Here is a 13,988-nt window from a genome sequence, read left to right on the forward strand (position 1 = left end):
CGATTTTTGAAATAAACAAATAGCTTTGCCTAAACCCATCATGAAAAGAGTACTGCCGACCATTGTTATAGCCCAATTTTTTTGTACTTCGGTATGGTTTGCAGGCAACGCCATTATGAGCGACATCGCCAAAAAACTACACCTGGAACCGGCTTATCTGGCGCATTTAACCAGTGCGGTACAGCTGGGGTTTATTGCCGGTACGCTCATTTTTGCCGTTCTGAGCATTGCCGACCGCTTCTCGCCGGTTAAAGTATTTTTTTGCTGCGCGATGCTAGCCGCCGCGATTAACCTTGGCGCAAGTTTAAATAATATTGATGCTACTGCATTAATGATTTGCCGCTTTGCGACGGGCTTTTTCCTGGCCGGTATTTACCCGGTGGGGATGAAAATAGCATCCGACCATTACCAACAGGGCCTGGGTAAATCATTAGGTTTTTTAGTAGGTGCATTAGTGCTGGGTACGGCTTTTCCGCACTTTTTAAAAAGCATGACGGGCGGGTTGCCTTATCAATATGTTATTTACGGCACATCGATACTATCAGCAATGGGCGGCTGCGCCATGATAGTATTAGTGCCGGATGGCCCCGGCCGTAAGCAAGGGCAAAGACTCAATTTCAATGGATTTTTAAGCGGCTTTAAAGATCAGAAATTCAGAGCCGCAGCCTTTGGGTATTTTGGACACATGTGGGAGTTGTATGCTTTTTGGGTATTTGTACCGGTGATTTTGGCGGCTTATCAAGCGCACTATCCGCAAGTTAACTTGAACGTCCCTTTACTCTCGTTCCTCATTATCGCCATCGGCAGTTTGTCGTGCGTTGCAAGCGGGTATTTATCGCAAAGATTCGGTGCAAAAAAGGTAGCGACTGTCGCTTTATTTACCTCCTGCATTTGTTGCGTCGTTTCGCCATTATTTTTATTTGCTAACGCGATGGGCGCTTTCATCATATTTCTATTCATCTGGAGTATAGCCGTTATTGCCGACTCGCCTTTGTTCTCCACCCTCATTGCCCAAAACGCGCATGTTGAGGTTAAGGGTTCATCATTGACTATTGTTAACAGCATTGGTTTTGCTATAACTATTATGAGTATTCAGTTAGTCACCGCTTTGCGGACATCTGCGAATGCGGAGTATATCTATGTATTGTTGGCGGTGGGGCCGGTGTTGGGGTTGGTGGTGTTGGTGAGGAAAGAAAATAGTTACTAATTATTGCTGCTTTGAAACTGCTCCGTCGTCGTGAGAGAAGTACGACCTCTAATCCGCTCGCCTAACTTGTCGCTCGTTTAGCGCTCAGTAGCCGCTAAGGCTTTGTTCTTTTGTCTTGATACAAAAGAACCAAAAGATCAAGTCATACGCAATGCTTCTACGCTCAGGGCCTTTGCGCTGCAAGTCGATAAAACCTGGGCAGGGGCCTGTTGCCGCTGGTTGTCGCACAATCCCTGCGCTTCAGGCAACATTCCCGACAGCCCTGCAGCCGCACAAGGCCACCATCGTTTTATCGCCTTCACCTGAAGCTCTGCGTCTGACGTCTCGGTTCCATTGGAGGTTCTGCAAACTGCGTTGAATCAAAAAGTGCGTAATGGCCTGTCAGGGCACGCGGCCGGGAGTTTTGCCTTGAGCGGCGGCAGCGATTGGCCTGACTTGATTTTTGATTACTTTGTATCAAGACAAAGTAATAGCCCTAGCGGCGAATGAGCGACACCAAGCGACAAGCTATTAAAGCGATTCGGAGATCGTTACGCTCATGCTTCGCATTAACGAGCGGGACTCTATCGGCTTCTAAAAAATTCGCTGCTGTATTACCTTCATAAACTGATCCTTAAACTTCTCGCTGATGGGGATCTGCTTACCGGCAATATAAATGTGGTTGTCCTGGATCTTGTTGATTTGTTTAGTGTTGACGATGTACGAGTTGTGCACCCTCACAAACGGCGGCTGCAGCTGCTCGTCGATATCTTTTAGTCTTCGATAGATCAGGATCTGCTCGGCAGGGGTAACCAGGCGCACATATTCCTTTTCGCCTTCAAAATAGTGGATATCGGCCAGTAAAATATTGCGCAGCACCTTGCCAGATTTTACGAAGAAATATTCGTTATCATCCGCACCCGGCTTTCGCCCTGCATCGCGACTGCCAAAATAGCCTTCTATCTTTTGCATCGCCGCCAGGAAACGCTTGAGCGTAATGGGTTTAAGCAAATAATCTATGGTCTCGAACGAGTAACTTTCGGCGGCGTATTCTGAATAGGCGGTAGTGAAGACAATTTTGACATCCTTGGCCAGCAGGGCCGCCAGTTCCATGCCGGTAAGCTGCGGCATGTTAATGTCCAGGAATACAAAATCGGGCTTGCTGGTTTTTAAAAGCGCGATGGCTTCCAGGGCATTATAGCATTTCCCCAGCAGGTTCCACTGTGTATTTTGCTGTACCAGGATCTCCAGCAGGTCCACCGCATTGGGTTCGTCGTCAATGATCAAACAGTTCAGGCTCATATCAGCGGAACTTTTAGGTAAGCGGTATAAAAATCATTAGCCGCGCCGGTGCTCAGGCAAAAGCCCGTGCCATATAAATGCTCCAAACGTTTCTCCAGGTTACGAATACCGAAACCGGCGGGCTGGTCGGCACCTGTTTTGGGTTGTACATGGTTTATGGTCTCAAACACCAGGTAACCATCTTCTTGTATTAGCGACAACTCGATCTTATTATCGCTGGCTGTTTTATCGATGCCGTGTTTAAAAATGTTTTCTACGAAAGTCATCAACAACATAGGCGGGATACGCAGCTCGGGGTCGCAGGCTTTGATGAAGGTGAGATCGATATCATGGCGCATGCGGATCTTCTCTAACGCGATATAGTTTTCAAGGAATTGGATCTCGGTCGATATAGCTACGCGGTCCTTGGGGCTTTCATCTACAAAATAGCGCATGATGTCTGATAGGCGCTCAATGAGGTTAGCGGTTTTTGGCGCTTCGCGATAAGCTTCGAAATAGATATTGTTGAGCGTATTGAACAAAAAATGCGGCTGTACCTGCGATTTTAACAGGTCCAACTCGGCCTGGCTCTTTTGTGCCATCATTTTTTCTGATTGCTGTTTCAGATCGAAATAATTGATAGCCAGCCTGAAAATAAAGCTTAGCAAAAAGGTGAGGAACCCGGTGACGATCACATAGATCAGATCGCTCAATTCCATTTTCATCCAGGCCTTATTAACTACCAACTGGTACAGGTAATGGCTCAGGTAAGCGCGGCCAATGCCACAGCCAATTAATAATACCAGAGCATAAATAACATATTGAACTCTGCGGCCCCGCTCATAAAATCGCGGCAGCAAAAAATAGATATTGCCATAAATAACCAGCATATAAAAGGCAACGCTAATGGGCGCGAAAATAACCGAATAGCGCCAGCCGTCCATCGGCATTACGGAGAAGAACAAAATTAGGAATACGGCTATCCAGATGAGCCATTGCAGCCGCACAGTAAGCGGCATGGCTTTTATAAAATTCATTTTTAAATCTACAAAGGTTTTGGGTTTCGCCCAAAGGTTTTAAACGGATGGGTGAGTTTATTCAATAAATGACCGACAAACTCAAATATAAATTTGTCATCTCGACCGAAGGGAGAGATCTATACATTGATATTCACAACAGCTAGGCATGTGTATAGATCTCTCACTATGTTCGAGATGACAGCTTGGATTAATCTTTAATCCAACAATTGACATTTGCAGCCCAATCATTAAAAATAAATGCCCACCTGTTGAAATGATTTGAATAACAAGCAACTAAGAGACAGCTTTACATCGTAATCAATATCCAAAAACTATACTTAACCTCAAAACAATGAAAAAAATACTTGCTGCCTTATTCTTGGCAATTTTTACCCTTAGCGCTAATGCGCAAATGACGGCGCTGCCCAGTGGCGGCAACAAACGTGCCTCTGTTTATGAGCAGGTTGGCCTTACAGACATCACTATTCATTACAACCGTCCCCATGTTAACGGCCGGGAGGGCCAGATATGGGGCAAGTTGGTACCGGTTGGCTACGTCGACCAAGGTTTCGGGCCGTCTAAGGCCTCTCCCTGGCGCGCCGGTGCTAATGAAAGTACTAACATTACTTTTTCTACGGACGTTAAAATAGAGGGCCATCTGTTGCCTGCCGGCCGTTACGGTTTCTTTATTGCTTACGACCCTAACGAGTGTACTTTGATCTTTTCGAAAAACTCAACCTCATGGGGTAGCTTTTTTTATAAAGAGGGCGAAGATGTGCTGCGTGTAAAAGTAAAACCTATTGCTGCCGATAAAAGCGTAGAATGGTTACGGTACGAGTTTACCAATCAAACTACAGATGCTGCTACCATCCAGTTAGAATGGGAAAAATTGATCATTCCTTTCCACGTGCAGGTTGATTTGGTTGATAATCAATTAACCTGGTTTAGAAACGAACTGCGCAGCGAAAAAGGCTTTACCTGGGAAGGTTGGGACCAGGCCGCGTTTTACTGCGCATCACACAAAATAAATTTGGACCAAGCTTTGGCTTGGACCGACACCGCAACCAGTGTAGGTTTTGGCGGTAACCGCAGCTTTGTGGCCTGGAGCACCCGAGCTATGGTTTTAGACAGCCTGGGCCGTAGCGCCGATGCGATGGCAGCGATGAAAAAAGCCTTGCCGTACGGAACGCTTAATGAACTGTATTTTTATGCCCGCGGCTTAACCAAAACCAAACAAAACAAAGCCGCCTTCGACGCATTTAAAATAGCCTATGACAAGTTCCCTGACGAATTTTTGAGCAATGCCGGAATGGCAAGAGCCTACTCGGCCGTGGGCGATTATAAAAAGGCACTTACCTATGCCCAAAAAGCATTGGTGCAGGCGCCTAATCAGCCCAATAAAGATATTGTGACAAAAATGGTGGCGACACTGCAACAAGGTAAAGACATCAATTAGTTAATTAGTAAGATCAGTTAATTTTTAATGTCCCGAAGCGTCCCGTTTAATTGCGGGGCGCTTTTTTGTTTTGCTTTATAGCAACTTGCGGTAAACGATGAAGCCGGAGTTATCAGCAACTTTATCATAAAGCAGGCGGGCGGTGGCATTTGTTTCGTGCGTTTGCCAGTATACACGGCCTGAGCCGGCCAATTTTGCCTGCTCGTAAACGCCGTTAATCAATGCACGGGCTATGCCTTTGCCGCGCGCCTCTGGGTTGGTGTACAGGTCTTGCAAATAGCAATTGGTGGTTAAGGAGCTGGTGCTTCGGTGAAAAATATAATGGGTTAAGCCCAAGAGCTTACTATCAACTTCGGCTACTAAGGCGTTCACCGGCTGTTGGGTATCCAAAAAACGGCTCCAGGTGGCTTGGGTTATTTCGGCCGGAAGCGCGGTAGTTCCGGCACGACCATAAAAAGCGTTATAGCCATCCCATAGCGGCAGCCATTGATCATAATCTTGCGAAGTAACCGGGCGAATAATTAGTTGAAGCGACATTTTTATAAAATTGAAGTAGCCGATAAAAATACGATAATCTTAAATGTGACATACCCGTTTTCAATAATTTAACAGATTACCATGAGGTATCTTAAGTTCCCCTCTTGAGAGGGGGCGCGACGGAAAGTGCGGCAGCAGGGGTGTGTTTAAACAGGTGATTAAAACGCGCGCGAACATACCCCTAACCCCTCTCAAGAGGGGAACTTGAATTTTGTTATTAATCGCGATATTGCCAGACTAAAAATACTCTCATGGCAGATTACAAAATGGAAGCGGCCAAAGCGGCCCTGCAACTCATCAAACCGGGGCAAACCATTGGCGTTGGCGCAGGCTCGACCATTGCTAACCTGTTGGGTTTAATTGCTGCGGATAAAGATCTGGCGGCTTCATTAACCTTTGCTACTTCGTCATTTAAAACTGCCGCGTTGATCATGGAATATGATTTTAGATTGGTAGGCAGCGAACATGTTAAACATATCGACATTTACTTTGATGGCTGCGACCAGTTCGACGCGCAACTCAATGCCCTGAAATGCGGTGGCGGCATCCATACCTCTGAAAAGATCATGGCCAGCCTGGCTGATGAATTTATTTTGATTGGCGATGATTCGAAAGCTGTCGAGAAACTGGACATTACTTACCCGCTGGTTTTGGAAGTATTGCCGACAGCCTTGCAGTTGGTTAATCAATGGCTGCTTAAGCACATTCCGACAGCAAAAACTACCATGCGCATGAGCACCCAAAAAGACGGCGCGGTGATTACCGAGAATGGTAATTACTTGCTGGATGTTTATTTTACCGAGCCGATGGAGATTGCAGAGATGGACGCCGTGAAGATGGTGCCGGGCGTGGTGGAGCATTCTTTGTTTGTGGATTTGGCCGGCAGGGCTATAATCGCAGGTGAGAGTGGGGTTAGGATTTTAACCCCGAGATAGCCTATCGGCGGGGGACTCACCCCGACTGCGCTTCGCTGGTCGACCCTCTCTTCGCCTTTGGCGGAAAGAGGGTGAAATTTTTTAATATCGAATAATGAATATTGAATGTTGAATATCGAAGTACTTCATCATTCAATATTCAAAATTCGGTGTTCTATATTTATAACCCTCTTTCCCGCTTGCGGAAGAGAGGGTCGACGAGTGAAACGATGTCGGGGTGAGTCACCCCGCGTTAGGGATTGAAACGGATACCGGCCCGTGACTAAGGCCTGAAGGCGTATGAGTGGAAAGCCCGACCCGAAGGGAAACGCCCTAAACGATATTGTCAATTGCGAGCGTAGTGTGGCAATCGCAAGGAGAAAGGCTTGCACGTGTGCGATTGCTTCGTCGTTCCTCCTCGCAATGACAAATTTACTATCATACCGTCTTTTTCCACACCCCCAAATTGTAACCAAACAATTACTTTATATCTGCGGCAAATTTCATAGTATTGAGTACCAATACGGTATAACCAATTAATTGCTTTCTTAAAGCTCTTTATGATGAAATTAAAATATACGCTATTAGCAGTATGCATGCTGGGCGGCAGCGCCTTTGCTCAACACAAATTACCTAAGGCAAAAATTGTGGCCGATAAGCCAATGGCCGGTAAATCGCCGGCCGACTATGTTGATCTGTACATTGGTTCCATTAACCCAAAAAACGGCAGCACCGCGCCGGTTATCAAGGCGCCGGGTGGCAACATGAGTATCTTCCCGATGTTTAATCCTGCTATTGAAGATTTTTATTTGTCTGACAAGATCTTTGGTTTCCCGCTGGGTTTTGGCAGTTTGATGGTAAGCAAAGGCGACTTTAAGCCCGGCGCACGCCTAAACGCATCGCGCTTTGACCATGACCTGGAAACTGCTACGCCATACTATTACCAGGCCTTGTTGGAAGACCCCAATATTAATACCGAATACACGATGACCGATAACACGGCCATCTTCCGCTTTACTGTTCCGGCTAACCAGGCTACCAATTTGCTACTGTCTGGTAATTTCGGTATCGACGTGAAAGATGAAAAAGTTTTACAGGGAGCAGGCGCGTCTTCTGGCCGACGCGGCGGCATGCAGCAGACAAGATATTTTTATGCTGAAGTAAGCAAACCTGCATCCATCCATGGCAGCATGCAAGAACCGGTGCCCGCAGGCGGCATGCCGATCCGGGGTGGCGGCGGCGGTACCTATTTACATTGGGCGGCGTCTGCACAGCCACAAATTTTAGAGTTTAAAGTAGCCATCTCTAACACCAGTATTGAAGATGCTAAGGCAAATTTGGATAAAGAAATCGGCAAATCAACTTTCGAGCAGGTAAAAGCCAAACTAAAAGACCGTTGGAACGCTGAGCTAAACCTGATCAAAATTAAAGGCGGTACCGAGCGCCAGCGCGGTATTTTTTATAGCACTTTGTACCGTACCCGCGCTCTGCGTATGGGTAACGTTTGGGACACTTACCGCAGCGCTTATGCTTTGCAAGATTTGATTGAACCAAAAGAGTCGGTAAAGGCGATTAACAGCTTTATTGACGCATATGAGAAAACCGGCTGGTTAACCAACTCGGGCGCTATGATTGGTAACCACTCCACCTCGGTTATTGTAGAGGCTTACCTTAAGGGCCTGCGTGGTTTTGACATTGAAAAAGCTTATGCCGGGATGCGTAAAAACGCTATGGAAGGTACCATGATACCCTGGAAAGATGGCCCGGGCACTACCGAATTAGAAAAAAACTATTACGAAAAAGGCTGGTACCCGGCATTACCTATACGTAAAGATGCCGACGAAAAGAAACCTGTTGACAAGTACGACAGATTACCTTACAATGTTAAATGGACCCCAACTTTAGAGGTTGAGGAATGGGTGCCTGAGGTCGATTCGTGGCACCGCCGGCAGTCGGTTTCTGTAACGCTGGAGCATTGTTATGACGACTGGTGCTTTGCCCAGATTGCCAAAGCTTTGGGTAAAGATGATGACTATGCGCTGTTTATGAAACGTGCACATAACTATCAAAACCTGTTTAAACCTTCAATAGGCCTGATGGCTCCAAAAACTGCCGATGGCCAATGGGTTGAGCCTTTTGATCCTAAAACTTCGGGCGGATTTGCGGGCGAGGGTTATTTTGCCGAGTGTAACTCATGGGTGTATACCTGGAGTGTACAGCACGATATTCAGGGTTTGATTAACCTGGAGGGCAGCCGCCAAAACTTTGTGGATAAGTTGGACGAACTGTTTACTACCGGCCACAACGGTATGGATAAAATGGCGTTCCAGGGTCAGTTTCCGGATATGACGGGTTTGGTAGGCATGTATCCGCAAGGTAACGAGCCGGCCTACCATATTCCGTACCTGTACAACTACGCGGGCCAGCCATGGAAAACGCAACGCCGCATCCGCATGCTGATGGATCTGTGGTATGACATTACCCCGCTGGGTTTAGCAGGCGACGAGGACGGCGGCGCCACCTCAAGCTGGTATGTATTTAACGCTATGGGCTTTTACCCGCAGTGCCCCGCAAGTGCCGTGTTTGACATTGGCAGCCCAATTTTCGAAGAAAGCACCATTAACGTAGGAGGCGGCAAAACGTTTGTTATTGAGGCCAAAGGCGTATCGGCACAAAACAAATATGTGCAAAGTGCTGTGCTAAACGGCAAGGTTTGGAACAAGCCCTGGATGAAAAACAGCGACATAGTAAGCGGTGGCAGGTTGACGCTGGTGATGGGTCCGCGGCCTAATATGGCATGGGGCAGTGCGGTGGGAGATGCGGCGCCTTCGATGTCGGCGAGTACGGTGAATTAAGGAGTTATATCCAATCTGTCATCTCGACCGGAGGGAGAGATCTATACACGCGCATTTACGTTTGCTACTTGCGCGTGTATAGATTTCTTGCTTTGCTCGAAATGACATACCTTTTAAGAAGTGGAATTGCCTGTCACCCTGAGGCACTCGAAGGGTGAGCGTAGGCCTATTAAGCGTTTATGGGCCTTTGCGCTCATGCTTCGAGTGCCTCAGCATGACACCTTTGTTTGATAATTTTTAATTAAGACATTACTCCATCCATGAAATTACTGCTAACTATCCTAATTACTGCTGTTACCTCACTATCCGCAATGGCCCAAAAGGACACCTTGAAGGCCGGGGTCTACAACTGGAGCAACGTTAAAGTCGTAAAATCCGGCGGAGCCGAAAAACGCCAGGTAATCAACGGCAAAACAGGGGATTTAAAAGTATTTGATATTTATACCTTAACGCTCCCTGCCGGTAAAAACTATGATCTTCCGGTTGCTGAGAATAAATTCGAAAAACTCATCATTGTAAAAAGTGGCAACGTCACCTTAACCCTTAATGACAGCAGTAAAACGATTGGCTACGGCAGCCTGGCATTGGTACTTCCGGGCGATCAAATCAGCTTTAAAAATACTTCCGGCGCGCCGGCTACCTGGTATGTGATCAATTTTGAATCTGCCGATCCGGTTAACAATAAACGTGGCCGTGATGCAGGTGCCTCATTTATAAAAGATTGGAATTCGCTTAAGATATCAAAAACAGAAAAGGGCGAATCACGCAACGTTTTTAACCGGCCGACGGCCATGTTCAATTTGTTTGACGCACATGCAACTGCTTTAAACAGTGGCTATGCAAGTCATCCGCCGCACGTGCATCGTCAGGAGGAATTAATATTGATGCTTACCGGCAGCGTACAGGAACATATCGGTGCCGGCGAATTTATGGCTAATGCCGGCGATTGTATCTACCTGTCGTCGGGCATATTGCATGGCCCTAAAAATATCAATAGTCAACAAACCTATTATTATGCCATACAGTGGCATCGTTTATAAACTTACCACTATGTCAATACCAAGACGCGATTTTTTAAAAACTACAGCAATAGGCGCAGCCGGACTTAGCCTGGTGCCAATGCTTAGCCAGTCGTTATTTGCTACGCCTGCTGCGTTTACTTTCCCGCGGACATCGCCCGAGCAACAGGGCATCAGTTCATCCAATATCCTGGATTTCATCAACGCGGCCGAAAAAGACAAACTGGGCCTGCATAGTTTAATGATTCTGCGCAACGGTAATGTGGTTGCCGAAGGCTGGTGGGACCCTTATAAACCCGACGTTAACCATGTCATGCATTCCTTAAGCAAAAGCTTCACTTCTACAGCTATAGGGTTTGCTATCAGCGAGGGTTTGTTATCGGTCGAGGATAATATCACCAAATTCTTTCCGGACGATCTGCCCGCTAACCCGGCGCCATACCTGGCCGACATGAAAGTGAAACATTTGCTCACCATGACTACCGGGCATGATGCAGATACATCCGGCCCCATGCGTAAAGGCAATGAGGTATGGACCAAAGTGTTTTTGTCGACAGCCGTGCCACACCAGCCCGGAACTTATTTTTTGTATGATACCGGGGCAACTTATATGCTATCGGCCATTGTGACGAAAGTTACCGGAAAAAAAGTATTTGATTACCTGACGCCCCGTTTGTTTAAACCTTTAGAAATAGAGAATATTTATTGGGAAGTTAGTCCGCAGGGCATAAATACCGGCGGTTGGGGCCTGCACATTAAAACCGAAGATATTGCCAAATTGGGTACGTTATACTTACAAAACGGCGTTTGGAAAGGTAAGCAGGTATTGCCTGTAAACTGGTCTGCTACGGCAACTACCTATAAAGTGCCTAACACCCCGGTGCCCGGCCAGGATCAGTCTACCAGTGATTGGCAGCAGGGTTACTGTTACCAGTTTTGGCGCTGCAGGCATGACTTTTTCAGGGGCGATGGCGCTAATGGCCAGTTTTGTATCGTATCGCGCGATTTAAAAACGGTGATAGCATTGACCAGCGAGGTGCAGGATATGCAAAAAACCTTGAACCATGTCTGGGATTATTTATTACCCGGCATTAAGCCAAACCCTTTACCTGTTGATGCCGCCGCGCAATCGGCACTAAAACAAAAATTAGCTGCGCTTACGCTGCTGCCTGTAAAAACCGCATTCGGAAAAGCTATGCAGGAACAGGTAAGTGGTAAAGTTTATGTTATAAAAGACAATGCATCTGGCATTAGCCAGGCATCATTAACTTTTACTGGCGATGAATGTGCATTGGTGCTAAAAGACAGCCAGTTTGAGCAAAAGATAGCGTGTGGCCTGGCTCAATGGAAAGCCGGCGAAACATCAATGCCGGGCGCACCAAAAAAGAATGATCCCCTACAAAAAGTGTTGGCCGCAGGTGCCTGGAAAGACGATAGCACCTTTGTGATTAAACTGCTGTACCTAGATATTTCGATGTCTGATATCATAACCTGCCGCTTTGAGGACAAGGCAATAACGGTGAGTTATTTAAGCGGACTGACGGCCACGACGGGTGGCACAAAGGATAGCAGGCCGGTATTGCAGGGGACGGTGTAAACATATTTGTAGAGACGCAATATTTTGCGTCTCTTTTGCGCCAAATGTATACGTTATGCCGGGCGGCTACCGTCCGCTTCGAGACGCAAGATATTGCGTCTCTTTTGCGCCAAATGATATACGTTATACCAGGCGGCTACCGTCCGCTTCGGAGACGCAAGATATTGCGTCTCTACATTTTTTAAAATAACAGCGTGAAACAAAAAAATACTTAAAAGTCATTTTTGCTGTTTCATTTTGTTTCACCAAAAATATATAAAATGCTAATTATCAATTTTTTAATAAAAAATACTGTTTCACTTGTTTCATCTGTTGCATACACACGTGAAACAAAACACCATTAATTAAGCCCTTATGAGAAAGACCGCTTTATTCGCGATTACGCTGTTTCTATTAACTCAGGCCGCTTTCGCCGCCATTACCTTACCCGCCATCTTTGGCACTAACATGGTGCTGCAGCGCGGTATCCCGGTACCCGTATACGGCTGGGCCGATGCAGGCGCACAGGTAACTATAGGCTTTAAGGGCAAGACCTATAAAACCAACACCGGTACCGATGGCAAATGGAGCCTCAAGCTGGCCAGCTACAAAGCCGGCGGACCGTACGATATGCACATTACCGGTAACGGTACTGATATTACTTATACTAATATCCTGATAGGTGAGGTATGGCTGGCCTCGGGTCAATCAAACATGGAGTTTGGCATACAGAACGAAAAACACAAAGCAGACGCCATACCCGCCGGCACCGACGACCAGATCCACTTTTTCTATGTGCCGATGAACCTTTCGCTCACCCCGGTATATGATATAGTCAAACAATCGCCGGACTGGCCGAACGGTAAATGGTTGGTATGTTCGCCGCAGGTATTGGGTGATCCGCATGTTGGTTGGGGCGGGTATTCGGCAGTGGCGCTGTACTTTGCAGAGCAGTTGCGTAAATCGGCCAACGTGGCTGTGGGTATGATCTGCAGTTACCGTGGTGGTACGCCGGCTCAATCCTGGATCAGCGAGGAAGGCTTGAAGCAGGCACCGGCATTTACGCGTTACGTAGATACCCGCCAGCGCCTGGTTGACCATTATAATGAGGATAGCAAAACTTACCCGCAGCGCCAAGCTTCCTATCGCGATAGCTTAAAAATCTGGAACACAGAAGTAGGTGATGCCTATAATCAAACCCTGAAGCAATGGAATACGGATGTAGCCGCTGCCAAGACTAACAACCAACCTGCGCCGCCAAGGCCAAAACCATCGCGCCCCGCACCTATGGAGCCTGCTGATCCGTTGGGTGGCTACCAATCGCCAACTATTTGTTACAATGGGGTTATCACGCCGTTGATAGGCTACGGCATTAAAGGCGTGATCTGGTACCAGGGCGAAAGCAATGGCGACCGCCTCGATGATGCCGTGGAGTACAAAGACCTGTTTCCTCGCATGATCAGCGATTGGCGCGCCAAATGGGGCCTGGGCGATTTCCCCTTCCTGTTTATGGAGCTGCCGAACTTCAGAGGAGTGGCCGTAACGCCATCGCAAGACAACTGGCCCTGGGTACGCGAGGGGCAGGAGAAGACGCTGTCATTGCCTAACACGGGTATGGCCAATATCATAGATGCAGGCGAAGCGCTCAACATACATCCTACCAATAAACTGGTACCCGGCAATAGGCTGGCATTGGTGGCTATCAATAAGGTTTACGGTAAGAATGTGGTATCGTCGGGGCCTGTCTATAAATCGATGAAGGTGGTGGGCAACAAGATCATCCTGAGCTTTGACGAGGTGCATAAGGGATTAGTACAAGCCTCATTAGTTGGCGATGACGTAGTAAACGCCGAAGTTAAAGACCTGAAAGGTTTCGGTATTGCCGGCGACGACCATAAGTTCTATTGGGCCAAGGCAGTCATCAACGGTAACACGGTAGAGGTTTGGGCGGATGAAGTGCCAAACCCGGCATCGGTAAGATATGATTGGGCCGATAACCCTGCAGGTAACCTATATAACAAAAATGGCCTGCCCGCAAGGCCTTTCCGTACGGATAGCTGGCCGCCGTTCGATCATAATTAGCAAGAGCGTACGTCATGCCGAATTTATTTCGGCATCCCATCAGAAAGGTAAGCGCGTTACTAA

Annotated in this window: 10 protein-coding genes; 7 read left to right on the plus strand and 3 right to left on the minus strand. The window is 47.2% G+C overall.

Annotation, left to right across the window (positions count from 1 at the left end; translation table 11 throughout):
• The first annotated feature begins 40 nt into the window (after positions 1–40).
• The gene (locus tag HB679_RS12455) at positions 41–1,207 is read left to right on the plus strand and encodes an MFS transporter (protein WP_214072308.1); all 1,167 of its coding nucleotides are present in this window, start codon (positions 41–43) and stop codon (positions 1,205–1,207) included.
• A 573-nt stretch (positions 1,208–1,780) separates the two neighbouring features.
• Here HB679_RS12455 and HB679_RS12460 read toward each other — a convergent pair.
• Both HB679_RS12460 and HB679_RS12465 read right to left on the minus strand, forming a co-directional pair.
• Positions 1,781–2,488, minus strand: coding sequence for a LytTR family DNA-binding domain-containing protein (locus HB679_RS12460; protein WP_214072309.1), 708 nt, complete (start codon positions 2,486–2,488; stop codon positions 1,781–1,783).
• Positions 2,485–3,504: a histidine kinase gene (locus tag HB679_RS12465; protein WP_214072310.1), complete on the minus strand. Its 1,020-nt coding sequence runs from the start codon at positions 3,502–3,504 to the stop codon at positions 2,485–2,487. Before HB679_RS12465 ends, HB679_RS12460 begins: the two co-directional genes overlap by 4 nt.
• 334 nt (positions 3,505–3,838) lie before the next feature.
• On the opposite strand from HB679_RS12465, the gene HB679_RS12470 reads away from it, so the two are divergent.
• Positions 3,839–4,942, plus strand: a complete 1,104-nt coding sequence (locus tag HB679_RS12470) for a DUF2911 domain-containing protein (protein ID WP_214072311.1) — start codon at positions 3,839–3,841, stop codon at positions 4,940–4,942.
• A 75-nt stretch (positions 4,943–5,017) separates the two neighbouring features.
• Here HB679_RS12470 and HB679_RS12475 read toward each other — a convergent pair whose 3' ends face one another.
• Positions 5,018–5,479 (minus strand): GNAT family N-acetyltransferase, encoded by a 462-nt coding sequence (locus tag HB679_RS12475; RefSeq protein ID WP_214072312.1) that lies wholly within the window; start codon positions 5,477–5,479, stop codon positions 5,018–5,020.
• A gap of 251 nt (positions 5,480–5,730) precedes the next feature.
• Between HB679_RS12475 and rpiA the strand changes: the two genes are divergently transcribed.
• From rpiA to HB679_RS12500, 5 genes are all read left to right on the plus strand, one after another.
• Entirely contained in the window at positions 5,731–6,414 is a 684-nt protein-coding gene (rpiA, locus tag HB679_RS12480; RefSeq protein ID WP_214072313.1) for a ribose 5-phosphate isomerase A, read from the plus strand.
• A gap of 539 nt (positions 6,415–6,953) precedes the next feature.
• Positions 6,954–9,248, plus strand: coding sequence for a GH92 family glycosyl hydrolase (locus tag HB679_RS12485; protein WP_214072314.1), 2,295 nt, complete (start codon positions 6,954–6,956; stop codon positions 9,246–9,248).
• A 260-nt stretch (positions 9,249–9,508) separates the two neighbouring features.
• A complete protein-coding gene (locus HB679_RS12490; RefSeq protein WP_214072315.1) occupies positions 9,509–10,288 on the plus strand; it encodes a cupin domain-containing protein in 780 nt (259 codons plus the stop codon).
• 10 nt (positions 10,289–10,298) lie between these two features.
• Entirely contained in the window at positions 10,299–11,864 is a 1,566-nt protein-coding gene (locus HB679_RS12495) for a serine hydrolase (protein ID WP_214072316.1), read from the plus strand.
• A gap of 354 nt (positions 11,865–12,218) precedes the next feature.
• Positions 12,219–13,925: a sialate O-acetylesterase gene (locus tag HB679_RS12500; protein WP_214072317.1), complete on the plus strand. Its 1,707-nt coding sequence runs from the start codon at positions 12,219–12,221 to the stop codon at positions 13,923–13,925.
• Positions 13,926–13,988 lie beyond the last annotated feature (63 nt).

Origin of the sequence: Mucilaginibacter sp. dw_454 (genome assembly GCF_018449775.1) — a bacterium.
In the GTDB taxonomy this organism is placed as follows: Bacteria; Bacteroidota; Bacteroidia; order Sphingobacteriales; family Sphingobacteriaceae; genus Mucilaginibacter.